The sequence below is a fragment of the Streptomyces sp. NBC_01474 genome (assembly GCF_035918215.1).
GTDB classification, from domain to species: Bacteria; Actinomycetota; Actinomycetes; order Streptomycetales; family Streptomycetaceae; genus Streptomyces; species Streptomyces aureus.
In genome coordinates this window covers 3,584,132-3,609,314 of the sequence record NZ_CP109449.1, presented here as the reverse complement: position 1 = coordinate 3,609,314, position 25,183 = coordinate 3,584,132, and the positions used below count along the sequence as shown (strand labels likewise).

The 25,183-nt window shown below is 70.7% G+C and carries 21 protein-coding genes and 1 riboswitch; of the genes, 12 read left to right on the top strand and 9 right to left on the bottom strand.

The genetic code is table 11. The features are described 5' to 3' along the window. Positions 1 to 86: 86 nt before the first annotated feature. Positions 87 to 779 carry a response regulator gene (locus tag OG758_RS16695; RefSeq protein ID WP_326710749.1) on the bottom strand — a complete coding sequence of 231 codons (693 nt, stop codon included), beginning with the start codon at positions 777 to 779 and terminating at the stop codon, positions 87 to 89. Positions 780 to 939: 160 nt separating this feature from the next. On the opposite strand from OG758_RS16695, the gene OG758_RS16690 reads away from it, so the two are divergent. The 3 genes from OG758_RS16690 to OG758_RS16680 all read left to right on the top strand — a co-directional run bounded on the left by OG758_RS16690 (position 940) and on the right by OG758_RS16680 (position 3,753). After that, a complete protein-coding gene (locus OG758_RS16690) occupies positions 940 to 1,755 on the top strand; it encodes an ABC transporter ATP-binding protein (protein WP_227297789.1) in 816 nt (271 codons plus the stop codon). Beyond that, positions 1,745 to 2,608, top strand: a complete 864-nt coding sequence (locus OG758_RS16685) for an ABC transporter permease (RefSeq protein ID WP_326710748.1) — start codon at positions 1,745 to 1,747, stop codon at positions 2,606 to 2,608. Before OG758_RS16690 ends, OG758_RS16685 begins: the two co-directional genes overlap by 11 nt. A gap of 86 nt (positions 2,609 to 2,694) precedes the next feature. After that, on the top strand, positions 2,695 to 3,753 hold the full coding sequence (locus OG758_RS16680; protein WP_326710747.1) for an ABC transporter substrate-binding protein: 1,059 nt from the start codon (positions 2,695 to 2,697) through the stop codon (positions 3,751 to 3,753). A 24-nt stretch (positions 3,754 to 3,777) separates the two neighbouring features. On the opposite strand, the gene OG758_RS16675 is transcribed toward OG758_RS16680, so the two are convergent. The 4 genes from OG758_RS16675 to OG758_RS16660 form a co-directional block, all read right to left on the bottom strand. Beyond that, positions 3,778 to 4,458 (bottom strand): response regulator, encoded by a 681-nt coding sequence (locus tag OG758_RS16675; protein ID WP_116508961.1) that lies wholly within the window; start codon positions 4,456 to 4,458, stop codon positions 3,778 to 3,780. After that, positions 4,455 to 6,167, bottom strand: a complete 1,713-nt coding sequence (locus tag OG758_RS16670) for a sensor histidine kinase (protein WP_326710746.1) — start codon at positions 6,165 to 6,167, stop codon at positions 4,455 to 4,457. The genes OG758_RS16675 and OG758_RS16670 overlap by 4 nt, the downstream gene beginning before the upstream one ends. A 130-nt stretch (positions 6,168 to 6,297) precedes the next feature. Beyond that, positions 6,298 to 7,248 (bottom strand): sucrase ferredoxin, encoded by a 951-nt coding sequence (locus OG758_RS16665; protein WP_326710745.1) that lies wholly within the window; start codon positions 7,246 to 7,248, stop codon positions 6,298 to 6,300. A 16-nt stretch (positions 7,249 to 7,264) separates the two neighbouring features. Next, entirely contained in the window at positions 7,265 to 8,545 is a 1,281-nt protein-coding gene (locus tag OG758_RS16660; protein ID WP_326710744.1) for a citrate synthase, read from the bottom strand. Positions 8,546 to 8,643: 98 nt separating this feature from the next. Here OG758_RS16660 and OG758_RS16655 point away from each other — a divergent pair, with 98 nt between their 5' ends. Continuing rightward, positions 8,644 to 9,810, top strand: a complete 1,167-nt coding sequence (locus tag OG758_RS16655; RefSeq protein ID WP_326710743.1) for a citrate synthase/methylcitrate synthase — start codon at positions 8,644 to 8,646, stop codon at positions 9,808 to 9,810. 51 nt (positions 9,811 to 9,861) lie between these two features. Here OG758_RS16655 and OG758_RS16650 read toward each other — a convergent pair whose 3' ends face one another. Continuing rightward, positions 9,862 to 10,098: a hypothetical protein gene (locus OG758_RS16650; protein ID WP_116508950.1), complete on the bottom strand. Its 237-nt coding sequence runs from the start codon at positions 10,096 to 10,098 to the stop codon at positions 9,862 to 9,864. A 142-nt stretch (positions 10,099 to 10,240) separates the two neighbouring features. After that, on the bottom strand, positions 10,241 to 10,732 hold the full coding sequence (locus tag OG758_RS16645; protein ID WP_326710742.1) for a DUF6082 family protein: 492 nt from the start codon (positions 10,730 to 10,732) through the stop codon (positions 10,241 to 10,243). A gap of 384 nt (positions 10,733 to 11,116) precedes the next feature. Between OG758_RS16645 and OG758_RS16640 the strand changes: the two genes are divergently transcribed. After that, positions 11,117 to 12,232: a CobW family GTP-binding protein gene (locus OG758_RS16640; RefSeq protein WP_326710741.1), complete on the top strand. Its 1,116-nt coding sequence runs from the start codon at positions 11,117 to 11,119 to the stop codon at positions 12,230 to 12,232. Here OG758_RS16640 and OG758_RS16635 read toward each other — a convergent pair. Next, a complete protein-coding gene (locus OG758_RS16635) occupies positions 12,229 to 14,685 on the bottom strand; it encodes a DNA gyrase/topoisomerase IV subunit A (RefSeq protein WP_326710740.1) in 2,457 nt (818 codons plus the stop codon). The two genes, OG758_RS16640 and OG758_RS16635, sit on opposite strands and share 4 nt — an antisense overlap. A 235-nt stretch (positions 14,686 to 14,920) precedes the next feature. On the opposite strand from OG758_RS16635, the gene OG758_RS16630 reads away from it, so the two are divergent. The 4 genes from OG758_RS16630 (at position 14,921) to OG758_RS16615 (ending at position 19,815) form a co-directional block, all read left to right on the top strand. Continuing rightward, the gene (locus OG758_RS16630; protein WP_326710739.1) at positions 14,921 to 16,327 is read left to right on the top strand and encodes a M16 family metallopeptidase; all 1,407 of its coding nucleotides are present in this window, start codon (positions 14,921 to 14,923) and stop codon (positions 16,325 to 16,327) included. Then, positions 16,324 to 17,709, top strand: a complete 1,386-nt coding sequence (locus tag OG758_RS16625) for a M16 family metallopeptidase (RefSeq protein WP_326710738.1) — start codon at positions 16,324 to 16,326, stop codon at positions 17,707 to 17,709. The genes OG758_RS16630 and OG758_RS16625 overlap by 4 nt, the downstream gene beginning before the upstream one ends. 196 nt (positions 17,710 to 17,905) lie before the next feature. Further along, positions 17,906 to 18,062, top strand: a riboswitch (cyclic di-AMP (ydaO/yuaA leader). Positions 18,063 to 18,074: 12 nt separating this feature from the next. Further along, positions 18,075 to 18,863 (top strand): M23 family metallopeptidase, encoded by a 789-nt coding sequence (locus OG758_RS16620; RefSeq protein WP_326710737.1) that lies wholly within the window; start codon positions 18,075 to 18,077, stop codon positions 18,861 to 18,863. A 265-nt stretch (positions 18,864 to 19,128) separates the two neighbouring features. Beyond that, a complete protein-coding gene (locus OG758_RS16615) occupies positions 19,129 to 19,815 on the top strand; it encodes a GntR family transcriptional regulator (RefSeq protein ID WP_326710736.1) in 687 nt (228 codons plus the stop codon). 216 nt (positions 19,816 to 20,031) lie between these two features. Here OG758_RS16615 and OG758_RS16610 read toward each other — a convergent pair whose 3' ends face one another. Continuing rightward, positions 20,032 to 20,313: an HPr family phosphocarrier protein gene (locus OG758_RS16610; protein WP_266559038.1), complete on the bottom strand. Its 282-nt coding sequence runs from the start codon at positions 20,311 to 20,313 to the stop codon at positions 20,032 to 20,034. A gap of 177 nt (positions 20,314 to 20,490) precedes the next feature. On the opposite strand from OG758_RS16610, the gene OG758_RS16605 reads away from it, so the two are divergent. The 3 genes from OG758_RS16605 (at position 20,491) to OG758_RS16595 (ending at position 25,182) form a co-directional block, all read left to right on the top strand. Further along, entirely contained in the window at positions 20,491 to 23,313 is a 2,823-nt protein-coding gene (locus tag OG758_RS16605) for a bifunctional acetate--CoA ligase family protein/GNAT family N-acetyltransferase (RefSeq protein WP_326710735.1), read from the top strand. Positions 23,314 to 23,407: 94 nt separating this feature from the next. Continuing rightward, positions 23,408 to 23,995 carry a DUF5998 family protein gene (locus OG758_RS16600; protein WP_116513360.1) on the top strand — a complete coding sequence of 196 codons (588 nt, stop codon included), beginning with the start codon at positions 23,408 to 23,410 and terminating at the stop codon, positions 23,993 to 23,995. Beyond that, positions 23,995 to 25,182, top strand: coding sequence for an alkaline phosphatase family protein (locus OG758_RS16595; RefSeq protein WP_326710734.1), 1,188 nt, complete (start codon positions 23,995 to 23,997; stop codon positions 25,180 to 25,182). The genes OG758_RS16600 and OG758_RS16595 overlap by 1 nt, the downstream gene beginning before the upstream one ends. Position 25,183: the final 1 nt, after the last annotated feature.

Below are 25,183 nucleotides of genomic sequence, written 5' to 3'. Positions count from 1 at the left end.
CCGCGCCCCACATAGGTGGCCCGAGCCCTCGCGCGGCCGGCCCAGAGTGCTCAGGTCACCTCGGTCACCTCGGTACCCTGGTCAGCTCAGGGCGCCACCCACACGTAACGGTGCTCCGGGCGCCCGGTGTCCCCGTACTTGAGCGAGAGGTGGAGCCGGCCCGACTGTTCCATGTGCCGCAGATACCGCTGCGCCGTGGAGCGGCTCAGGCCCGTCTCCGCCGCCACCTCGTGGGCGGACAGCGGATGGTCTGCGCGGTGCAGCACGCCGCAGATCAGATCCGTGGTCGGCTCCGACTGCCCGCTCGGCAGGCCGGGCGACGCGGGCATGGGCAGCGCCCGTAGCGCACCGAAGATCCGGTCGACCTGCTCCTGGCCCGTTGCGCCGCGGCCGCTGACCCGGTCCACGGTGCGGCGCAGCGCCGCGTACGAGTCGAGTCGCGAGCGCAGCGCGGCGAACGTGAACGGTTTGACCAGGTAGTGCAGTGCGCCCTGGCGCATCGCCGCCTGCACCGTCAGAACGTCGCTCGCCGCCGTGATCATGATGACATCGGTGTTGTGGCCGTTCTCCCGCATCCGGTGGGCGAGTTCGAGGCCCGTCATGTCGGGCAGGTAGTGGTCGAGCAGCACGAGGTCGATGTGCTGGCGCTCCACGAAGGCCAGCGCCTGCGCGGCGTTGTGGGCACGGGCCACCACCCGGAAACCGGGAACCTTTCCCACGTACTTCGCGTTGATCTCGGCGACACGGAAGTCGTCGTCCACGACCAGGACGTCAATCATCGGGCCTCTCTCCCTCAAGCCCAGGCGAGCTGTTAAGCCCGTGTTTCGGCTCAGCTGTTGTAGCGCGAGCAAAACGAGCACAACAGCCTCTTGCAAGCAGAAGTACACCTTGCGCCCAGAAGACTGATGCGGTGTCCCAGGTCACATCTACCTTCCGGCCATGAGCACAGACACCGGCCCCGCCATCGAACTGCGGGGCGCGAGCAAAATCTTCAGGACGCCTTCGGGCGGCCTGCACACCGCGGTCAGGGAGCTCGATCTGACCGTCGCGCGCGGCGAGTTCGTGGCCGTCGTCGGCCCCACCGGCTGCGGGAAGTCGACCACCCTGACCCTCGTCAGCGGCCTGGAGGAACCGACCGAGGGCGAGGTCCTGGTGGCAGGCCAACCCGTCGAGGGTGTCGGCGACAAGGTCGGATTCGTGTTCCAGCAGGACGCGACGTTCCCCTGGCGAACGGTGCTGTCCAACGTCATGGCGGGCCCGCGCTTCCGCGGCGTACCGAAGGCCGAGGCGAAGGCCAAGGCCCGCGAATGGCTGGCCCGCGTCGGCCTCGCGTCCTTCGAGGACCGCTACCCGCACCAGCTCTCCGGAGGCCAGCGCAAGCGCGTCGCGCTCGCCGCCACGTTCGTCAACGACCCCGAGATCCTGCTCATGGACGAGCCGTTCTCGGCGCTCGACGTGCAGACCAGGGCCCTGATGTCGGACGAGCTCCTGGAGCTGTGGGAGGGCACGGGCGCCTCGGTCGTCTTCGTCACCCACGACCTGGAGGAGTCGATCGCGCTGGCCGACAAGGTCGTCGTCATGACCGCGGGCCCGGCCACCGTGAAGCAGGTCTTCGACATCGACCTGCCGCGCCCCCGCAAGGTTGAATCGGTTCGCCTGCTGCCCGAGTTCATCGACATCTACCGCGAGATCTGGGAATCCCTCGGCGAAGAGGTCCGCATCACGCGCGAGAGAGGTGCCGCCGATGTCGCCTGACACCGTCACCGCCGCGCCCGTCACCGACACCACCAAGCCGGGACGCGCCGTCACCAAGGCCCGGGCCGCCCGTCGGCGCAAGGTGCTGGTCGGCAGCGCCCGAGTCCTGCTCCTCGTCGCCGTCCTCGGACTCTGGGAGGTGCTCGCTCGCGCCGCGATCATCGACCCGTTCAACTTCTCGATGCCGTCGAAGATCTGGGACCAGATCTGGACGTGGACCACCCACGGCACGGCGCTCGGCTCGCTGGGCGAACAGGTCTGGTACACGCTCTACGAAGCGCTCGTCGGCTGGATCATCGGCGTGATCGCCGGTGTCGTGTTCGGTATCGCGCTCGGGCGCATCACCTTCCTCGCCGACGTCCTCGGCCCGTACATCAAGGTCCTCAACTCCATCCCGAGGATCGTGCTCGCCCCGATCTTCGTCATCTGGTTCGGCCTCGGCCCGGCCTCCAAGGTCGCCTCCGCCGTCGTCCTGGTGTTCTTCCCGGTGTTCTTCAACGCCTTCCAGGGAGCCCGCGAGGTCGACCGGAACCTGGTCGCCAACGCGCGCATCCTCGGCGCCAGCGATCGCCGAGTGACGCTTCAGGTCGTCATCCCGTCCGCCACGTCATGGATCTTCACCAGCCTCCATGTGAGCTTCGGCTTCGCGCTGATCGGCGCCATCGTCGGCGAGTACATCGGCGCGACCAAGGGCGTCGGCCTGCTCGTCGCACAGTCGCAGGGCACGTTCAACGCGGCGGGTGTGTACGCGGCGATGGTCATCCTCGCCGTCGTGGCCCTGCTGGCCGAGGGGCTGCTCACCTTCGCCGAGCGCCGCATCTTCCGCTGGAAGCCCAAGGACTCGGACAGCTGACGGCTGCCCTTCGGCACGCGTCACCAGCGCTTCCCCGCACCACTCTCCCCACCCGCTTCAGTCTCTTCACAAGGACGTGAACCACTATGCGCAAGACCGCGCGGCTCTGTGCCCTCGCAGCGACCGGCCTGCTCGCCGTCTCCTCCCTCACGGCGTGCGCCAACGACGCCGCCAGTACGAGTACCGGCTCCGGCAAGAAGGCGGACGGCAAGGGCGAGCACGTCAAGATCATGGTCGGTGGCCTGGACAAGGTCATCTACATGCCGGCGATGCTCACGGACCGGCTCGGCTACTTCAAGGATGAGGGTTTGAATGTCCAACTCCTGAGCGAGCCCGCAGGTGTCCAGGCCGAGACAGCGCTCGTCTCCGGCCAGGTCCAGGGGGCCGTCGGCTTCTACGACCACACGCTCGACCTGCAGGTCAAGGGCAAGGCCGTGGAGTCCGTGGTGCAGTTCTCGCGGGCCCCCGGAGAGGTAGAGATCGTCTCCAACAAGGCGTCCAAGGACATCTCCTCGCCCAAGGACTTCAAGGGCAAGAAGCTCGGCATCACGGGCCTCGGCTCCTCGACGGACTTCCTCACGAAGTACCTTGCGGTCAAGAACGGCGTCCAGGCGAGCCAGTTCTCGCCGGTGGCCGTCGGCGCGGGCCCGACGTTCGTCTCCGCGCTCCAGAAGGGCGCCATCGACGGCGGCATGACGACGGACCCCACCGTCGCCACGATCCTGGACAAGAAGCTCGGCAAGGTCCTCGTCGACATGCGGACCCCGGAGGGCTCCCAGGAGGCGCTCGGCGGCCCGTACCCGTCGTCGAGCCTCTACATGCAGACGGACTGGGTCAACAGCCACAAGCCGACGGTCCAGAAGCTCGCCAACGCCTTCGTGAAGACGCTCAAGTGGATGTCCACGCACAGCGCCGACGAGATCGCGGCCAAGATGCCGGCCGACTACTCCCAGGGCGACAAGAAGCTGTACGCCGAGGCGATCAAGGCCACACTGCCGATGTTCACGACGGACGGCGTGATGCCCAAGAACGGCCCCGAGACTGTTGAGAGTGTGCTCAAGGCGTTCAACCCGAACATCAAGAACGCCAAGGTCGACCTGAGCAAGACGTACACCACCGAGTTCGTGGACAAGGCCGCCGGCTGACCACGTCAACTCCTCGTACGTCGCTCAGGTGCGGGTCGCCCAGACATAACGATGTTCCGGGCGGCCCGCGTCGCCGTACTTGAGGGTCAGGCCGGCCCGGCCGGTGCGCTCCAGGAGCTTCAGATAGCGCTGGGCGGTCTGCCGGCTCAACCCCGTACGGTCCCCGACCTCCTGTGCCGAGAGCGGGCCCTCCGCGTCCACCAGAACCCTGCGTACGAGCTCCGCCGTGCTGAGGGAGTGTCCCTTCGGGAGGTCCGGCTCCGTGTCTGCGGAGAGGGCGCCGAAGATCCGGTCGACCTGGGCCTGCTCGGCCTCGCCGCCGCCGTCCAGCGTGCGGCGCAGCCCCGCGTACGCCTCCAGCTTGGCGCGCAGCCCCGCGAACGCGAACGGCTTGACCAGGTACTGCAGCGCCCCGAGCCGCATGGCGGCCTGCACCGTGGAGACGTCACGCGCCGCCGTCACCATGATCACGTCGGTCTGGTGGCCGCGGCGCCGGATCTCCTGAACGGTCGCCAGACCCGTCTCGTCCGGCAGGTAGTGGTCCATGAGGATCAGGTCGATCTGCGGCCGGGCCTCCACCTCACGCAGGGCCTCGGCCGAGCTGTGCGCCTCGGCCACCACGCGGAAGCCCGCCACCTTCTGCACGTAGGCCGCGTTCACGCGCGCGACGCGGATGTCGTCGTCCACGACCAGCACTTCGATCATCGCGGGTCCTCCTTCGTGGGGGCGGCCATGGCATCGGCGGCGGTGTCGGCCGTGGTGGTCATGGGTGTCTCGGTGGTGGCCTCCTGTGCGAGGCCCGGATCCGTCAGCGCCTCGGGCAGGAAGACGGTGAACTCTGCGCCTCCGCCGTCAGGTTCCCCGACGTGGACGCTGCCGCCCTGCCGTTCCGCGAGCCGGCGCACGAGGGGCAGGCCGATACCGCGCTTCCCGTGGGAAGGCAGCTTCTTGGTGGACCACCCTTCCGTGAAGATCAACTCCCGTCGGGCGGCGGGGATGCCGGGCCCCGTGTCGCGCACCCGCAACGCCACCGTGCGGTCGTCGGCCGCCCGTACATCGACCTCCACGCGCGCGTGGGGGGTGCCCGCGACCGCGTCCACCGCGTTGTCGACCAGATTCCCGACGATCGTGACGAGCCCTCGCGGGTCGATCAACCGGTCGGGGAGGAGCGTCCTGTCGGAGATCCACAGGGCGACTCCGCGCTCCGCCGCCACCGTCGCCTTGCCGACGAGGAGAGCCGCGAGCAGCGGATCATGCACCTTCTCGGTCACCTGTTCCGCGGTCGCCCTGTGGTCGCCCACCACCTCGCCGACGAACTCGACGGCGTCGTCGAACATCTCCAGCTCGAGCAGGCCGAGCAGCGTGTGCATGCGGTTGGCGTGCTCGTGGTCCTGGGCGCGCAGGGCATCGATCAGGCCGCGCGTCGAGTCGAGCTCGCGCCCCAGCTGCTCCAGTTCGGTGCGGTCCCGGAGGGTGGCGACGGCGCCGCCGTCGTCCGTGGGCATGCGGTTGGCGATCAGCACGCGCTGGCCGCGGACCGTCACCAGATCCGTGCCCGTGGCCCGGCCCGCCAGCACATCGGTCGTACGACCCGGACCCAGCGCGTCGTCGAGCGACTGCCCGATCACCTCGTCGCCGATGCCCAGGAGCCGGTGCGCCTCGTCGTTCAGCAGCCGGATCCGGCCGCTCCGGTCCAGCGCGACGACGCCTTCCCGAATACCGTGCAACATGGCCTCGCGCTCCGAGAGCAGCCCCGAAATATCGGAGAACGCCAGGTCACGGGTCTGCCGCTGGACCCGGCGTGAGATCAGGTAGGCGGCCAGCGCTCCGACGGCGAGGGCGCCGCCCGCGTAGGCGAACAGGCCCGGAATGGCGTGGATGAGCCGCGCCCTGACGCTGTCGTACTCGATGCCCACGGAGACGGCCCCGACGATGTCGCCCTGTGCGTCGCGCAGGGGCACCTTCCCGCGCGCGGAGCGGCCCAGGGTGCCGCTGTCGATCCCCATGACGTCGTGGCCCGCGAGCGCCTCGCTGGGGTCCGTTGAGACGATCCTGCCGACCTCGCCCGGATCGGTGTGGGACCAGCGGACGCCTCCCTTGTTCATGATCACTACGTACTCGGCGCCACTGGCCCGGCGGATCCGCTCGGCCTCCCGCTGGACGGGGCCGTCGACCGTGGGACGTGAATGCCGCAGGTCCTCGGCGATGCTCGGCTGGGCCGCGGTGGTCTGCGCGATCGCCAGCGCTCGGCGCATCGCCTGGTCGTCGAGCTGGTCGCTGAGCGGCGCGAGGAAGAGCCCCGTCGCGAGCACGGCCACCCCGGCGGCGATCGCCACCTGCATCAGCAGCACCTGCGCGAAGACGCGCCGCGGCAGGCCGAAGCGCAGCCGGCGTGTGGGGGGAGTGGGGCTCATACGAAGAACGGTAAGGGGGCGAGCGGGGTACTCCGTAGCGATGTGGCGGGTATCTCGCGAGCTGGGATGCACCTCGTAAGGGGTGGTGGGGTGCCGTGTGTACGCCGGTGTGGGGCGTGAGCCCGTCGGCTCAGCCGCTCGCGCCGAGGGGGCCTGTGACGGCGGGCGCGATCTCGTCCACCGCGAGTACGTCCATGCGCGCCGGAGTACCCAGTGCGGCACCGCAGCTCTCGGGGCGGGGCGGCAGCGAAGTGCTCTGCGCGACCGTGACGTGCCAGCGGCGGCCGTCCGTGTGGGTGACGGTGACCTCCCAGAGGGTCCCATGCCCCGGTGCCGTGGCCTCCGTGCCGACGACGCTCAGCACTCCGGCGTCATCGATGCCGGCCGACGTGCGCACGGCGAGCTCGGCGGCCTGGCCGGGCCGCTCCCACGCGGAGTTCCCGCGGCATCCGTCGGTGGCGATCCGGCCGGCCCGTACCGCGTCGAGGGTGTCCTTGACGTGGGCGGCGTCTGCGCGGCCGTACGCATAGCCGTAGGGCAGTACGAGCAGCGTGGGGGAGAAGCGGTGGCCGCCGAGGTGGGTGACCTCCCAGATGCCGTCCTGTTCGGACGCGGCGAGATCGGCGGCGAGCGGTCGGCCCAGGAGGGCGCAGCAGCGGTCGCGCTTGCCGTTGGTGCAGACGAGCGCGAGCGGTGCGCCCTTGTGCGGCGTACCGAAGCCGCGGTGATCACCCGCTCCGAGGGCGGCGAAGTCGAGTGCGAGCAGGTCCTGTGGGGACTCGGTCGTGGTGCCGCGCAGCCATGTGTTTCCCGGAATGGTGTGGGCCACATACACATGGCGCCGGGTGGTGGCGTGGAAGTCCGCGTGCCGGCCCGGGCGCCTGATGAGGGCGACGCGCACGCCGGTCCCCTCCGCGGCCGCCTCCAGGGCCCTGCCGAGCTCCGGGTCCAGATGGCTGGACGTCAGCGCCTTCACGCCCCAGGGGCCCGGCTGCTCGATCAGCAGCCAGGTACTCGCGGTGGCGGCGGTCCCCGCGAGAGGCTCGGTCAGATCCTGCGAGGCGGTCGCACACGTACTCACGTAGGGGAGCCTAACCTCACTCGGCCGGCAGTGGGGCGTCGGGCGCGGGCAGCGGCTGAGGCGGGCGCAGTCCCACGTACTGTCCGCTCGGCCGCATCCGCAGCGGGCGCTCGCCGTACTCCTCCAGGGCGTGTGCGATCCAGCCCGCCGTCCGGGCCACCGCGAAGACGGTCTCGCCGGCCTCGGCGGGCATGCCGCACGAGACGGTGAAGACCGCGAGGGCGAGGTCCACATTCGCGTGCAGGTCGGTGTGGCGGGCGCTCGTCGCCACGACGTCGTGGGCCGCGGCGAGCGCCGGGTGGACCTGCGGGATCTCTTCCAGGAGGGCGAACAGGGCCTGGGCACGTGGGTCCTCGCCCTTGTACAGGCGGTGGCCGAGGCCCGGGACGCGGCGCCCGGAACGGAGTTCGTCCGCCACCACAGGGGCCGCGCTGCCGCGGTCGAGGACTTCGAGGAGCATGCGGTGCGCGAGACCGCTGGCGGCGCCGTGGAGAGGTCCCTCCAGGACGCCGAGGCCGGCGGACACCGCCGCGTACGCGTGTGCGCGCGCCGACGCGGCGACCCGGACGGCGAGTGTCGACGCGGCGAGGTCGTGGTCGACGAGGAGCCCAAGTGCCGTGTCCAGGACGTGCAGCGACGGATCGTCGGGTTCGCGTCCGGAGAGGCGGCCCCACAGGCGCTGGGCGAGCGGTCCGCCGTCGCGATGTGTGTGCCGTACGGGTGGCAGGGCGGCCACCAGTGTCGGGATGAGGGTGCGGGCCGTGCCGAGTACGGCCTCTTCGGAGAGGTCGAAGCGCAGCGGGTCGGCGACGGCGGCGGCGACCGCGGCGACCCGCAGACGGTCGACAGGGCCGCTGTGTTCCGGCAGGGCCCCCACAGCGTGCCGGGCCGCGGCGAGGGACTGTCCGGGGCCGGTGAACCGGACCCCCGGCCGCAGCGTCCCGGTCCACAGCCACTCGGCGACCTCTTCGTAGGAGTGACGCGCGGCGAGCTCGGCGGCGTCGACCCCGCGGAAGTAGTAGCGGTCCTTGTCGATCAATGTGATGCGGGTGCGTACGGAGAACTCGCCCGGGGCCGAAGCGGCGGCGGGCTCCCGCTTGTTGCGCTGCGCCAGCGCCTCCACCTCGGCCGCGTCGAACGTGCTGCCGCGCGAGCCCGGCGCCGCCCGGCGGCTGCTGAGCTGACCGCGGCTCACGTACGCGTACACGGTCTCGGGCTTCACACCCAGAAGTTCGGCCGTCTCCTTGGTGCTGAGCCGCCGGGCTTCCCGCGCGGGTGCGGGTTCGTGATCCGTCATGCGCGCCACCGTATATCCGCATCGCTTGTGTTGATTCAATCAATATTGACAGACATTGAGTCAAGCGTGGACAGTCGAATCAAGTCCAGGGAGGAAACATGCCGATCAACGGGACCACGGTCACCCCTGTCGACGTACCGCGGGGACTCGCGGGCGTCGTCGTCACCGACACCGAATTGGGTGACGTCAGAGGGCGTGAGGGCTTCTACCATTACCGCCAGTACTCGGCCGTCGAGCTCGCGCAGACCCGCGGCTTCGAGGACGTATGGCACCTGATGATCCACGGCGAGCTGCCTGACGCCGCGCAGTCCGAGGCCTTCGCCGCACGTACGGCCGCCCTGCGCCGACTGCCCGACGACGTGCGGGCCGCGCTGCCCGTGATCGCCCGCGCCGGAGCGCTCTCCGGCCCGCTCGCCGGGCTGCGCAGCGCCCTGTCGCTCTTCGGCGCCTCACAGGGCTTCCGCCCGGTGTACGACATCGATGACGAGCGGCGGCGGGACGACACCCTGGCCGCCGCGGCGGTCGTGCCGACGCTGCTCACGGCGCTGCACCGGCTCGGTGACGGCCTCGAACCGGTCGAACCGCGCGACGACCTGTCGTACGCCGCGAACTACCTCTACATGCTGACGGGTTCGGAGCCGGAGCCCGCTCACGCCCGTGCCATCGAGCAGTACCTGATCTCAACCATTGATCACGGGTTCAATGCGTCAACGTTCACGGCGAGGGTCATCACGTCGACCGGTGCCGATGTCGCGGCCTGTCTGGTCGGCGCCGTGGGGGCGCTCTCCGGGCCACTGCACGGCGGCGCCCCGAGCCGCGCGCTCGACACCCTCGACGCGATCGGCACGCCGGACCGGATCGACGGGTGGATCCGCGAGCGGGTCCTCGCGGGCGACCGGATCATGGGCTTCGGCCACCCCGTCTACCGCACGGAGGACCCCCGTTCGAGGATGCTGCGGGGCATCGCCGAGGGGTTCGGCGGGCCGACGGTGGAGTTCGCCGTCGAGGTCGAGCGCCACGTGGAGTCGATCCTCGCGGAGCTGAAGCCGGGCCGGGAACTTCACACGAACGTGGAGTTCTACGCGGGCGTGGTCATGGAGCTGTGCGAGTTGCCGCGCGCGATGTTCACCCCGACGTTCGCCGCTGCCCGGGTGGTGGGCTGGAGCGCCAACATCCTTGAGCAGGCTCGGGATTCGAAGATCATTCGCCCGGCGGCCCGGTATGTGGGCCCGGCGGCTCCGGCGCCGGTACCGGTCGTGTCCTGAACGCGCCGGAGCCCGGTCCTTCGTGGGGACCGGGCTCTGGGAAGCGGCGGGCTAGGCGTCCGGGATATCGGCCTTCGCGCGCACGAGCGTTTCGCGGCTGACGATCACGATGCGCTCGTAGTCGGCCAGTGAGGCGTCGTCCGGGAGCTCTTTGTCGAGCTCCGCGGTGGCCTCGGTGCCGATGACGGCGAAGTTGCCGTCGCTCAGCTCGAATACGTCAGGGCAGTTAGCGCCCGAGGTACTGCCACGGGCGTGCGGGGGCACACCGATGCGGCGCACGATCTTCAAGGGGTACCGATCCTTAGAGGAGGCTTACTTCCGGCAGGATGCCGACAGGCTAATGCGCCCCTTGGGGCTCATGCGTAACGACGCGGAAATCCTCGGAGGACTCGCTCGTGTGAGGGATGTCAGCCTGTTGACGGCCGAGGAGTCAGGACGTCGGCGGATCGCCGACCACCCACCACTCCTCGGTGTCCGCTTCCTCGAGCTCCTCGAGGAGCCGGTCGGCGAGGCGGCCGAGCCGAGCTTCGTCGGAGGAGTAAATCAGGGTCGCCCGGTTGGGCCGACTGGCCCGCCAGTACTCGCGGAAGACCGGACTCTGGAAGAGGTCGCGAAGACGGCCGTACAGGTCCTTCTGGTCGATGACGCCTGCCTGGTCCAAGTGGAAGAGGTTGACGTACCAGGCATTCGCGAAGAAGAACTGCCGCACCTTCGCCGGCGGGATCTCGGGGTCGTACGTGTTGATCACGGCTGCGAGCGAGGGGTCGTCGATCGCCTTGAGTGACAGTTCCCAATGCACGCGCTGCTGACGTGCCCGAGCGCCGCGCTGTTGCGACAACTCTTCCTGCTCCAGCTCCTCGATGCGCAGACGTGCCTCCTCGAGGCGACGCCGCTGCGCGGCGAGTGCGAGTGCGACTCCCATGAGAGCCGCCCCGGCAATGACGACGGACCCGATCCCTCGTACCCCAAAACTCTGTGTGGCCATGTCAACCCCCGGTTCAGGCGACCGTCCGCCGGTCGTCGGGTGCGGGGCGACGGGAAAGGACCGGCGAGCGGTGGGCGGCGCGCTTGCCGCCCCCCGGGGTGCCGAGCGGCGCTGGTCGGCGGGGAGGCGGAGAGGAGGCACACGGAGGGAAGCAGGGGTCGCTCGTCCGGGCGCCATGCCTGTCGTGTGCCCAGCCCGCGACGCTAACAATCGTTCACTTCGCGGTGTTTCTACGCGCTCGTATCCTGGGGCGGCATTCATTCGTCGTAAGAACGCCGGTATGCGCGTCCCTGGACGCGTCGGTGTGAGAGAGGTCGCGCGTTGAGTCAGCCGAGGCAGGAGCTTCCGCAGCAGATCCCGGTCGTCGTCCTCGCCGGGTTCCTGGGCTCCGGCAAGACCACCCTGCTGAACCATCTGCTGCACCACGGCGGCGGCACGCGGATCGGCGCGATCGTCAATGACTTCGGCTCCATCGAGATCGACGCCATGGCCGTCGCCGGGCAGCTCGGCGACTCCACCGTCTCCCTCGGCAACGGGTGCCTGTGCTGCGCCGTCGACGCGAGCGAGCTCGACGAGTACCTGGACCGGCTCACCCGGCCGTCAGCCCGCAACGGCATCGATGTGATCGTGATCGAGGCCAGCGGGCTCGCCGAGCCGCAGGAGCTCGTGCGCATGGTGCTCGCCAGCGAGAATCCGCGGATCGTGTACGGCGGTCTGGTCGAGGTCGTCGACGCCGTCGAGTTCGACACGACGCGGGAGCAACACCCCGAGCTCGACCGGCATCTGGCCATCGCCGACCTCGTGGTGGTCAACAAGGCCGACCGGGTCCCGGACGGGGAGCACCAGCGTGTCCTGGAGCGTGTGCGCCGGCTGGCCGGAGGCGCAGCAGTCGTCCCCGCGACGTACGCGCGCGTGGACCCCGAGTTCCTCTTCGACTGCCGGCCGACGCGCGAGCGGATCGGCCAGTTGTCGTTCGATGACCTCCACCGGTACGACGGCGACAGTACGGGCGGAGACGAACGCGACGAGCATGGGGAGCACGAGGAGCACGACGGCCATCTGCACTCCGCGTACGACAGTCTCTCCGTCGAGTCCGAAGTGCCGCTCGATCCGCGCCGGTTGATGGCGTTCCTCGACAGCAGGCCCGAGGGGCTCTACCGCATCAAGGGGTACGTCGACTTCGGCGCGGCCGACACGCGCAACAAGTACACCGTGCACGCCGTCGGTCGGTTCCTGCGGTTCTCACCGGAGCTCTGGACGCCCGGGGAGCCGCGCCTCAGTCGGCTCGTCCTCATCGGGACCGGGATCGACGCCCCGCGGCTGAGCAAGGAACTGACCGCCTGCGCCCAGGACGCCCCGCACACCTATGCCGACGAGCACAGCATGTGGGGCGTCCTGAGATACGTACAGGAACCGCAGGACAACGAAAGGCTCTAGACCGGCCCCGCCACCACCGAGACCGTCTTCGCGAGGGAGACGCCGGAGCCGTCGCGGCGCGGGTCGACCTCGGGCAGCTCGGCCGGGGTGCCGTTCTTCTGCGCCGCGCGGGCCGGTGTCGGGCCCGCCCAGCCCAGGCTCAGGCAGTCCTCGCCCTTCAGGAAGCGCTGGCAGCGCACACCGCCCGTGGCCCGGCCCTTGCGCGGGTACTGGTCGAACGGGGTGAGCTTCGCCGTCGTCTGGACGGAGTCGTCGAGCGTGCCGCGCGATCCCGCCACCGTGAAGACGATCGCGTCCACAGCCGGATCGACGGCGGTGAACGAGATCACCTTGGCGCCGTCGGCCAGCTTGATGCCCGCCATACCGCCCGCGGCCCGGCCCTGCGGACGTACCTGCGAGGCCTGGTAGCGGAGCAACTGAGCGTCGTCCGTGATGAAGACCAGGTCCTCCTCGCCGGTGCGCAGTTCCACCGCGCCGACGATGCGGTCACCGTCCCTGAGGCCGATGACCTCCAACTCGTCCTTGTTCGTCGGGTAGTCGGGCACGACGCGCTTGACCACGCCCTGCTCGGTCCCGATCGCCAGGCCGGGGGACGACTCGTCGAGGGTGGTCAGACAGACCACCTTCTCGTCCGCCTCCAGCGACGACAGGAACTCCGTGACGGGCGCGCCGCCGGAGAGGTTCGGCGCCGAGGCCGTCTCCGGGAGCTGCGGCAGGTCGATGACATTGAGCCGCAACAGGCGCCCCGTGGAAGTGATCGCGCCGATCTCGCCGCGCGCCGTCGCCGGGACCGCGGAGACGATCACGTCGTGCTTGGTGCGCCGGGCGTCCTCGTCGTCCCCGAACGGGCCGGCGGTCGCCGTGCGCGCCAGGAGGCCCGTGGACGACAGGAGTACGCGGCACGGGTCGTCGGCGACCTGGAGGGGCACCGCGGTGACCGCCGTGCCCGCCGACTCCAGGAGCACGGTGCGGCGCTCGGTGCCGAACTTCTTCGCCACCGAGGCCAGTTCGGCCGAGACGAGCTTGCGCAGCTCGGCGTCGGAGTCGAGGATCCCGGTCAGCTCGTCGATCTCGCCGTTGAGCCGGTCGCGCTCCGTCTCCAGCTCGATGCGGTCGAACTTGGTGAGGCGGCGCAGCGGCGTGTCCAGGATGTACTGCGTCTGGATCTCGCTCAGCGAGAAGCGCTCCATCAGGCGTTCCTTCGCCTGCGCGGAGTTGTCGCTGGAGCGGATGAGGCGGATGACCTCGTCGATGTCCACCAGCGCGACGAGGAGGCCCTCGACCAGATGCAGGCGGTCCTGCTTCTTCGTGCGGCGGAACTCGCTGCGGCGGCGTACGACCTCGAAGCGGTGGTCGAGATAGACCTCCAGGAGCTCCTTGAGGCCGAGCGTCAAGGGCTGACCGTCGACCAGCGCCACGTTGTTGATGCCGAAGGACTCCTCCATCGGCGTCAGCTTGTAGAGCTGCTCCAGGACGGCCTCCGGCACGAAGCCGTTCTTGATCTCGATGACCAGGCGCAGGCCGTGCTGGCGGTCGGTGAGGTCCTTGACGTCCGCGATGCCCTGGAGCTTCTTGGAGCCGACCAGGTCCTTGATCTTCGCGATGACCTTCTCGGGGCCCACCGCGAAGGGCAGTTCGGTGACGACGAGGCCCTTGCGGCGCGCCGTCACGTCCTCCACGGAGACCGTGGCGCGGATCTTGAAGGTGCCGCGGCCCGACTCGTAGGCGTCCTTGATGCCGGACAGGCCGACGATCCGGCCGCCGGTCGGCAGGTCGGGGCCCGGGACGAACTTCATGAGCGTCTCGAGGTCGGCGCCCGGGTGCCTGATCAGGTGACGGGCGGCGGCGATGACCTCGCCGAGATTGTGCGGCGGCATGTTCGTCGCCATGCCGACGGCGATGCCGGACGCGCCGTTGACCAGGAGGTTCGGGTAAGCGGCCGGCAGGACGGCGGGCTCCTGCTCCTGGCCGTCGTAGTTAGGCCCGAAGTCGACGGTGTTCTCGTCGATCGACTCCGTCATCAGCGACGTCGCGGGGGCCATCCGGCACTCGGTGTACCGCATGGCGGCCGGCGGGTCGTCGTTCCCCAGGGAGCCGAAGTTTCCGTGGCCGTCGACCAGAGGGAGGCGCATCGAGAAGGGCTGGGCGAGCCGCACCAGGGCGTCGTAGATCGACGCGTCTCCGTGCGGGTGCAACTTACCCATGACCTCGCCGACGACGCGGGCGCACTTCACATAGCCGCGGTCGGGGCGCAGGCCCATCTCGTTCATCTGGTAGACGATGCGCCGGTGCACGGGCTTCATACCGTCACGGGCGTCCGGCAGGGCCCGGGAGTAGATCACCGAGTAGGCGTACTCGAGGAAGGAGCCCTGCATTTCGTCGACAACGTCAATGTCGAGGATCCGCTCCTCGAAGTCGTCGGGAGGCGGGGTCTTCGTGCTGCGGCGGGCCATCGCTGCTGCGGCTCCTTCACAGATGCTGCCGGGGCATGTACGAGAATCTGACGCGCACCATTGTGGACCGCCCCACTGACAACGCCGACCGCGACCCGTCCGTACGGCGTTCGGTGCTCGCTCTCGGCGTACCCAGTGCGGGAACTTCGCCAGGCGTCAGAACGCTTGCATACAGTGGCAGAACTGGCAGCACATCTGCAGTTTCCGCGATAGTTCCGCGATCGAAGGGACGTACATGCCCATGGGTCACACGGCCACCGCCGAGGCCGGCTCCGGCGGCCTGACAGCGACCGAGCACCGCCTCGACAACGGGCTGCGCGTGGTGCTCTCCGAGGACCACCTGACCCCGGTCGCAGCCGTCTGCCTCTGGTACGACGTCGGCTCGCGCCACGAGGTCAAGGGCCGCACCGGCCTGGCTCACCTCTTCGAGCACCTGATGTTCCAGGGCTCGAAGCAGGTCCACGGGAACGGGCACTTCGAGCTGGTGCAGGGCGCCGGCGGCTCGCTGAACGGGACGACGAGTTTCGAGCGCACCAACTACTTCGAGACCATGCCGACCCACCAGCTGGAGCTCGCGCTCTGGCTGGAGGCCGACCGGATGGGCTCCCTCCTCGCCGCGCTCGACGAGGAGTCGATGGAGAACCAGCGCGACGTCGTCAAGAACGAGCGCCGCCAGCGCTACGACAACGTTCCGTACGGGACCGCGTTCGAGAAGCTGACCGCCCTCGTGTACCCGGAGGGCCACCCGTACCACCACACGCCCATCGGTTCCATGGCCGACCTGGACGCGGCCACCCTGGAGGACGCGCGGAACTTCTTCCGTACGTACTACGCCCCGAACAACGCCGTCCTCTCGGTCGTCGGGGACATCGACCCCGAGCAGACGCTGGCCTGGGTCGAGAAGTACTTCGGCTCCATCCCGCGCCACGACGGGAAGCAGCCCCCGCGCGACGGCGCCCTGCCCGACCGGATCGGTGAGGGCGTGCGCGAGGTCGTCGAGGAGGAGGTCCCGGCCCGCGCGCTGATGGCCGCCTACCGGCTGCCGCAGGACGGCTCGCGCGCGTGCGACGCGGCCGACCTGGCCCTGACGGTCCTCGGCGGCGGCGAGTCGTCCCGGATCTACAACCGTCTCGTCCGCCGTGACCAGACCGCCGTCGCCGCCGGGTTCGGTCTCCTGAGGCTCGCGGGGGCGCCCTCCGTGGGGTGGCTGGACGTGAAGACGTCCGGCGACGTCGAGGTGCCGGTCATCGAGGAGGCCGTCGACGAGGAGCTTGCGCGGTTCGCCGCCGACGGTCCCACTCCGGAGGAAATGGAGCGCGCCCAGGCCCAGTTGGAGCGCGAGTGGCTCGACCGGCTCGGCACGGTCTCGGGCCGCGCCGACGAACTGTGCAGGTTCGCCGTCCTGTTCGGCGACCCGCAGCTCGCCCTGACCGCCGTCCAACGCGTCCTCGACATCACCGCGCAGGAGGTCCAGGAGGTGGCCGAGGCCCATCTGCGCCCCGACAACCGCGCGGTGCTCGTCTACGAGCCCACGGCCCCCGAAGAGGCCGACGAGATCGCCGGCGGGACGACGGACGAGACCGCCGCAGCGATCACGGACGAGACCACAGGCGGGACCGCAGACGAGGAGGCCGGCAAGTGACCGAGCTCGCGACCATGGACTTCCACCCGCAGCCCCAGGCCGGCACGGCGCGGCCGTGGGCGTTCCCCGCGCCCGAGCGCGGCACCCTCGACAACGGCCTGACGGTGCTGCGCTGCCACCGCCCGGGCCAGCAGGTCGTCGCCATCGAGATCAACCTCGAAGCGCCCCTGGACGCCGAGCCCGCCGGGCTCGACGGCGTTGCCACCATCATGGCGAGGGCCTTCTCCGAAGGCACCGACAAGCTCGCGGCCGAGGAGTTCGCGGCCGAGCTGGAGCGCTGCGGCGCCACCCTCGACGCGCACGCCGACCACCCCGGCGTACGGGTCTCTCTGGAGGTCCCCGTCTCCCGCCTGCCGAAGGCGCTCGGCCTGCTCGCCGACGCCCTCAGGGCACCCGCGTTCGCGGACAGCGAGATCGAACGTCTCGTGCGCAACCGGCTCGACGAGATCCCGCACGAGACGGCCAACCCCGGCCGCCGCGCCGCCAAGGAGCTCTCGAAGCAGCTCTTCCCGGCCACCGCGCGCATGTCCCGCCCGCGCCAGGGCTCCGAAGAGACCGTCGCGGCCGTCGACGCGGCGGCCGTACGCGCCTTCTACGACCGGCACGTGCGCCCCGCCACGGCCACCGCGGTCGTCGTGGGCGACCTCGCGGACATCGATCTCGACGTCCTGCTCGCGGACACGCTGGGCGCCTGGACGGGGAACACGGCCGAGCCGCGCCCCGTACCGCCCGTGACGGCCGACGACACCGGCCGGGTCGTCGTCGTCGACCGGCCGGGCGCGGTGCAGACGCAGATCCTGATCGGCCGCGTCGGCGCGGACAGGCACGACCGGGTGTGGCCGGCGCAGGTGCTCGGCACGTACTGCCTGGGCGGCACCCTCACCTCCCGCCTGGACCGTGTTCTGCGCGAGGAGAAGGGATACACCTACGGCGTGCGGGCGTTCGGCCAGGTGCTGCGCTCGGCGCCGGACGGGACGGGCGCCGCGATGCTCGCCATCAGCGGCTCCGTGGACACACCGAACACGGGTCCGGCGCTCGACGACCTCTGGAAGGTGCTGCGCACGCTCGCCGCGGAGGGCCTCACCGACGCCGAACGGGACGTGGCCGTACAGAACTTGGTAGGGGTCGCCCCGCTCAAGTTCGAGACCGCCGCCGCCGTCGCGGGGACGCTCGCCGACCAGGTCGAGCAGCACCTGCCGGACGACTTCCAGGCGGAGTTGTACCGGCGGCTCGCCGCGACGGGCACCGTGGAGGCCACCGCGGCCGTCGTGAGCGCCTTCCCGATGGACCGGCTGGTGACGGTGCTCGTCGGTGACGCAGCCCAGATCGAGGAGCCCGTCAGGGCGCTCGGCATCGGAGAGGTGACCGTCGTCACGGGCTGACCGTGACCGGTGTGCAATGAGGGGCCCCGGTGGGCGAGATGACCACCGGGGCCCTTGTATGTCCGAATTGAACCAGTGGTTGCCTGTCTGCCCTGTGGCATGCGCTACAAAAGCCCGTTTCCGTTTGTTGATTGAAAGATGCCCCGCTTAGCGTCGGTCCGGCTGTCCGCCAGATGTGCGCCGCGCCCGCGGCACCGGACAGTCATCGCCGAGTCCCCCAAGGCGCGAGCCGGGGGAGCCGGGGACCCACCGTCCCTGGGGTGAATCGGACGCCCTTCCTTGAAGGGGGTCCGTAGGAGACCTTCCTGCTCCGAACCCGTCAGCTAACCCGGTAGGCGAGAAGGAAGGAAAGGATCAGCCACTCCATGGCGTTCACCCGTGCCACCGGGAAGCACCGTCGCCCGAGCCGTCTCACGCGTACCACCGCGCAGGTCGCCGGCGTCGCCGCGCTCACCACGACCGGTGTCATCGGAGGCCTCGCCGCCCCCGCCCTCGCCGCTGACGACGCGTCTCTCGAGCAGACCGGCCTGACCAAGGCCATCTCGATCGGTGACTCCCTCGCGGCGCAGATCGACGCGCAGGCCGCCGCCCAGCAGCAGGCCGCCGACAAGGCCGCCGCGAAGGAGAGGGCCGAGGCCGCGGCCAAGAAGAAGGCCGAGGAGGAGCGGCGCAAGGCCGCCGCCAAGGCCAAGGCCGAGCGCGAGGCCAAGGAGCGCGCCGCCCGTGCGGCCGAGCGCAAGCGCCTCAACGCCTTCGTCATGCCCGTCACCGGCTCGTACGTGTCGACCGCGTACAAGGCCAGCAGCGGCCTGTGGTCCTCCGGCAGCCACACCGGTATCGACTTCCACGCCGCCAGCGGCACCTCGGTCCACGCCGTGGGCGCGGGCACGGTCGTGGAGGCCGGCTGGGGCGGCGCCTACGGCAACAACATCGTCATCAAGATGAACGACGGCACGTACACGCAGTACGGCCACCTGTCGTCCATCGGCGCCTCCGTCGGCCAGACGGTCACCCCGGGCCAGCAGATAGGCCTCTCCGGGGCGACGGGCAACGTCACGGGCCCGCACCTCCACTTCGAGGCGCGCACGAGCCCCGAGTACGGCTCGGACATCGACCCCGTCGCCTACCTGCGCTCGCACGGCGTCAACGTCTGACCTTCGCCGCGTAGTCACGACAACGCATCGAAAGCCCCGGCTCACCGAGCCGGGGCTTTCGGCGTTACCGGCCGTGCTCGTTACCGGACCGGCTCGTTCGTTCCCGGCGGCGCTGTCCAAAAAATATCCATGGATTACGGCCTGCCGTCGGAAATTCGCGCCCGCTGGAATAGAGTCGCTGGGCAGGCGCGCTGAACGGACTTCAATCGCGCTGTACGAGCGACTGTCTACCGCGTTTCGCGGGGATTATGGCGGAGGTCGGTTCATGCGCATTCCGGCGCACTCGGTATGCACGGCGATCCGCGACGACATCGTCTCCGGTGTCTACGAGCGCGGCGGCAGACTCACCGAGGAGGTGCTCGCCCGCCGCTACGGCGTCTCCCGCGTCCCCGTGCGCGAGGCGCTGCGCACCCTGGAGGCCGAGGGCTTCGTCGTCACCCGCAGGCACGCGGGCGCGTGCGTCGCCGAACCCACCACGCAGGAGGCGGCGGACCAGCTGGAGATCAGGATGCTCCTCGAACCGCTCGCCGCCGCCCGCGCCGCGCAGCGCCGCACCGAGGCGCACCTGAAGGTGCTGCGAGGCCTGGTCAGGCTGGGCCAGGAGCGCTCCCGGCAAGGTCAGAGCGAGGATCTGCGCTCGCTGGGCGGCTGGTTCCACGAGACGCTGGCACAGACGTCCGGCAGCCCGGGGCTGATCACGATGCTCACGCAGCTCCGCCACAAGATCGCGTGGATGTACACCGTCGAGCAGCCTGCGCAGCCCGCCGCCTCCTGGGCCGAGCACGGGGCGATCGTGGACGCCGTGGCGCGCGGTGACGTGGAGCGCGCGCGGGCGCTCACGGCGCAGCACACGGAGCGCGCCATGGCCGCCCACCGCCTGCGCGCCCCTCGTAAGGGTGGCGGTGTGAGGACTTCGCAACATCCCGTCAACACAGTGGGGCTCCAGCATTAACAGAAGCGCCGTATACAAAGAGGGCGGTCCATTTCGACGGGCTCTGTTTCCGCTGTCCCGGAATTATGAGAACAGGGCCGCGGAAGGCAAAAGGGTCTGCTCGGAAAATCCGAACAGACCCTTTATTTGGCGCGATCTTCTGCGAGCAGTAAACGGCGCCCCGGAATCCAGAGGCCCGGTACAGGTCAGCGCTGAGCGACCCCGCACCGGCTCGTACTAGACGGTCTCGGGAAGCTCCTCGAGCCCCTCGGAGACCAGCTTGGCCAGACGGTCGAGCGCGATGTCCGCACCCTCGACGTCGGAGGCCAGAACGATCTCCTCGCCGCCGCCGGCGCCCAGGCCGAGCACCGCGAGCATGGAGGCGGCGTTGACAGGGGTGCCGTCGATCTTGGCGATCGTCACGGGGACGCCGGCCGCCGTGGCCGCGCGGACGAAGATGGAGGCGGGGCGGGCGTGGAGGCCCTCGGCCCAGCCGACGTTGACGCGGCGCTCAGCCATGTGATGCTGCCCTTCAGGATTCTCACGGTTGTCTAGACCAGTCTCCCACACCGGTGGACGTGCCCGATGTGGGTCTACATACCCGTCCGCACACGCCCGTCGGCCCTCATAGAGTGCCTTCGGCCCGCTCGTGCCGCGACCCGTACGACCGTCACCGCCGCGCCGTACGCTTGGCCCATGCAGACCCCGTCGGACCGGCACGCATACCCCGCCCACTGGGAAGCAGACGTGGTGCTGCGCGACGGCGGCACCGCGCGCATCAGGCCCATCACCATCGACGACGCCGAGCGGCTCACGAACTTCTACGAGCAGGTCTCCGACGAGTCGAAGTACTACCGCTTCTTCGCGCCGTACCCGCGCCTGTCCGCCAAGGACGTCCACCGCTTCACCCATCACGACTACGTGGACCGGGTGGGCCTCGCGGCCACCGTGGGCGGCGAGTTCATCGCGACCGTCCGCTACGACCGCATCAACGCCCAGGGAATGCCCGCTTCCGCCCCCGCCGACGAGGCCGAGGTCGCCTTCCTCGTGCAGGACGCCCACCAGGGCCGGGGTGTCGCGTCCGCGCTCCTGGAGCACATCGCCGCCGTCGCCCGCGAGCGCGGGATCCGCCGCTTCGCCGCCGAGGTACTGCCCGCCAACACCAAGATGATCAAGGTGTTCACGGACGCCGGGTACACCCAGAAGCGTCACTTCGAGGACGGCGTCGTCCGCCTGGAGTTCGACCTCGAACCCACCGAGGCCTCGCTCGCCGTGCAGCGCGCCCGCGAGCAGCGCGCCGAGGCGCGCTCGGTGCACCGGCTTCTCGCCCCCGGATCCGTCGCCGTCATCGGCGTGGGCCGCACGCCCGGCGGAGTCGGCCGCAGCGTCCTCGACAACCTCCGCGACGCCGGCTTCACCGGCCGCCTCCATGCCGTGAACAGGGCGTTCCCCGACGACCTGCGCGACCTGGACGGCGTCCCCGCCCGCCGCTCCGTCCATGACATCGACGCCGCCGAGCCCGTCGACCTCGCCGTCGTCGCCGTCCCCGCGCGGTACGTCCCCGAAGTCGTCACCGAGTGCGGAGAGCGCGGTGTGCAGGGGATCGTCGTGGTCTCCGCCGGATACGCCGAGTCCGGCAGCGAGGGTCGCGCCCGCCAGCGCGAACTGGTGCGCCAGGCCCGCTCGTACGGCATGCGCCTCATCGGGCCGAACGCCTTCGGCGTCATCAACACCTCGCCCGAGGTGCGGCTCAACGCGTCGCTCGCGCCCGAGATACCGCGCGCCGGCCGCATGGGCCTGTTCGCCCAGTCCGGAGCCATCGGCATCGCGCTGCTCGCCCGCCTCCAGCGGCGCGGCGGCGGCGTGACCGGAGTGACAGGTGTGTCGACGTTCGTCTCCGCCGGCAACCGCGCGGACGTGTCGGGGAACGACGTACTCCAGTACTGGTACGACGACCCGGACACGGACGTCGCCCTGATGTACCTCGAATCCATCGGAAACCCGCGCAAGTTCACCCGCCTCGCCCGCCGCACGGCGGCCGCGAAGCCCCTCGTCGTGGTGCAGGGCGCCCGGCACAGCGGCGTCGCGCCCCTCGGCCACGCGGTCCGCGCCACGCGCCTGCCGTACGCCACCGTCTCCGCCCTGCTGCGCCAGGCGGGTGTCATCCGCGTGGAGACCATCACCGAACTCGTCGACACCGGCCTGCTGCTGGCCCGCCAGCCCCTCCCGGCGGGCCCCCGCGTCGCGATCCTCGGGAACTCGGAGTCGCTGGGCCTCCTCACGTACGACGTCTGCCTCTCCGAGGGCCTGCGGCCGAAGCCGCCGCGGGACCTGACGACCGCGGCGTCCGCCGAGGACTTCCACGCGGCGCTCACCGAGGCGCTCGCGGACGACAAGTGCGACGCGGTCGTCGTCACGGCGATGCCGGCGGTGGGGGAGTCGACCGCCGAGGACGCGGCGCTCGCCGAGGCCCTCAGTTCGGCCGCGGCCGGCACCCCCACCAAGCCCGTCCTGGTCGTGCATGTGGAGCTCGGCGGCCTCGCCGAAGCGCTCTCCGCGGCCACCAGCACCGGCCCCCGCGCGCTCGCCAGGACCCCCGGTGGCCCCCCAGCCGGACGCCCGCCCACGGACGAGCCCGCCCCGACGCCCGCGCTCATCCCCGCCTACCCCGCCGCCGAGCGCGCCGTCCGCGCCCTCTCCGAAGCCGTCAAGTACGCCCAGTGGCGGCGCGACGCGGCGGAGCCCGGCAAGGTCCCCGAGTACGAGGACATCGACGAGACGGGCGCCGCCGAGCTCATCACCGCGCTCCTCGCGAAGGACGACGACCCGCGCGGCGCCGAGCTCGCCCCCGAGGACGCCCGCGCCCTCCTCGCCCGCTACGGCATCGACGTACGGCAGACCCTGCCCGCCCCCGGACCCGACGAGGCGGCGGCCGCCGCGCGCACCCTCGGCTACCCCGTCGCCCTCAAGACGACCGCCCCGCACCTGCGCCACCGAGCCGACCTCGGGGGAGTACGCCTCGACCTGGCGAACGAGGAGGAGCTGCGCCGCGCGTACGAAGAGCTGTCCGAGACGCTCGGCAAGCCCGAGGAGCTGCGGCCCGTAGTCCAGGCCATGGCACCCCGCGGCGTCGACACCGTCGTCCGCGCGGTCATCGATCCGGCCGCGGGCGCGGTGCTCTCCTTCGGGCTCGCGGGCGCCGCGTCCGAGCTGCTCGGCGACACGGCTCACCGGCTGATTCCGGTCACCGACCGGGACGCCCAGTCGATCGTCAGAGGCATCAAGACAGCGCCCCTGCTCTTCGGCTGGCGCGGCTCCGCGCCGGTCGACACGGCCGCGCTCGAAGCGGTGCTGCAACGGGTCTCGCGGCTCGTGGACGACCATCCCGAGGTCGTCGCGGTCTCCCTGGAGCCCGTCGTCGTCGCCCAGAGCGGCCTCTCGGTCCTCGGCGCCTCGATACGGCTCGCCCCGCCGCCCGCCCGCGACGACCTCGGCCCGCGCACCCTGCCCGCGTACTGAGCGGGCCGGGTGAGACGAGCCCCACATACGGGTGTTTTCCGCACCCGTCCACAGGCGCACCGCGAGCCCCCCGCCGGGCTTTAGGATGGACCTCATGGCCAAGACCAGTACGACGACCCAAGGGCTCCGCGCGGCGATCGAGCGCAGCGGCTACTACCCGGCCCTCGTGGCCGAGGCGGTGGAGGCCGCGGTCGGCGGCGAACCCATCGGGTCGTATCTGGTCCACCAGGAGACCACCTTCGACTCGAACGAGGTGCGCAGGCACGTCACCGTGCTCGTCCTCACCGGCACCCGCTTCATCGTCAGCCACACCGACGAGCAGGCCGCCGACACCACGTCGCCGACGCCGTACGCCACGACGTCCACCGAATCCGTGAAGCTCGGCCGGATCTCGTCGGTCGTGCTCAGCCGCGTCGTCGCCAACCCGGAGAAGTACGTCCCGGGCACCCTGCCCCGCGAGGTCGTCCTGACCATCGGCTGGGGCGCCGTCGCCCGCATCGACCTGGAGCCCGCGGCCTGCGGCGACCCCAACTGCGAGGCGGACCACGGGTACACGGGCAGCTCGACCGCCGACGACCTGAGCCTGCGCGTCAGCGAGACCGGGGACGGCCCCGACACCGTCCGTCAGACCCTCGCCTTCGCCCAGTCCCTGTCCGAGGCGACCGCGGCGACAGCGCGCTGATGGCCACGCCTGCCTGGGACGACGTAGAGCCTCTCGCCGTCCGGTCCGCCCCTGTGCCCGAGTACGGCGCCGGCTCCCTCGCCGACCTGCTGCCCACCCTCGGCTCCCACCTGGGCGTCCCCGGCTGCACTCAGGCGATACCCGAGCTCGTGCCCGCCGACCGCGCGTGCGTGTTCCTGATCGACGGGCTCGGCTGGCAGCAGCTCCAGGCCCACCCGGACGAGGCCCCGTTCCTGGCCTCGCTCCTCGCCTCCTCGCGCGGCGGCACGGGCCGCCCGATCACAGCGGGCTACCCGGCGACCACCGCGACCTCGCTCGCCTCGGTCGGCACGGGCCTGCCGCCCGGCGCGCACGGCCTGCCCGGCTACACGGTCCGCAACCCGGACACCGGCGAGCTGATGAACCAGCTCCGCTGGATCCCCTGGACCCAGCCGCACGTCTGGCAGCCGTACCCGACGATCTTCCAGCGCGCCCACGAGGCCGGGGTGCACACCGCGCAGGTCTCCGCCCCCGCGTTCGAGTCGACGCCTCTCACAAAGATCGCCCTCAGCGGCGGCACCTTCCGCGGACGCCTCTCCGGCGAGGACCGCATGGACCTGGCCGCCGAGCAACTGGCGGCGGGCGACCGCTCGTTGGTCTACACGTACTACAGCGAGGTCGACGGCAAGGGCCACCGCTTCGGCGTCGACTCCGACCCGTGGCGCGGCCAGCTCATGTACGTGGACCGCCTCGCCCAGCGCCTCGCCGAGCAGCTCCCCCCGCGCAGCGCCCTCTACATCACGGCCGACCACGGCATGATCGACATCCCGTTCGACGAGCAGTCCCGCATCGACTTCGACGAGGACTGGGAACTGCGCGCCGGCGTCGCCCTCCTCGGCGGCGAGGGCCGCGCCCGCCACGTCTACGCGGTGCCGGGCGCCGAGTCCGACGTCCTGACCGTGTGGCGCGAGGTGCTCGGCGAGCAGTTCTGGATCGCGAGCCGGGACGAGGCGATCGAGGCCGGCTGGTTCGGCCCGCACATCGACGAGCGGGTCTACGGCCGGCTGGGCGACGTCATCGCGGCCGCCCACGACGACGTGGTGATCATCGCCTCGGAGCGGGAGCCCAAGGAGTCGGCCATGGTCGGCAACCACGGCTCGATGACCCCCGCCGAGCAGCTCGTACCGCTGCTCGAAGTACGCTCCTGAT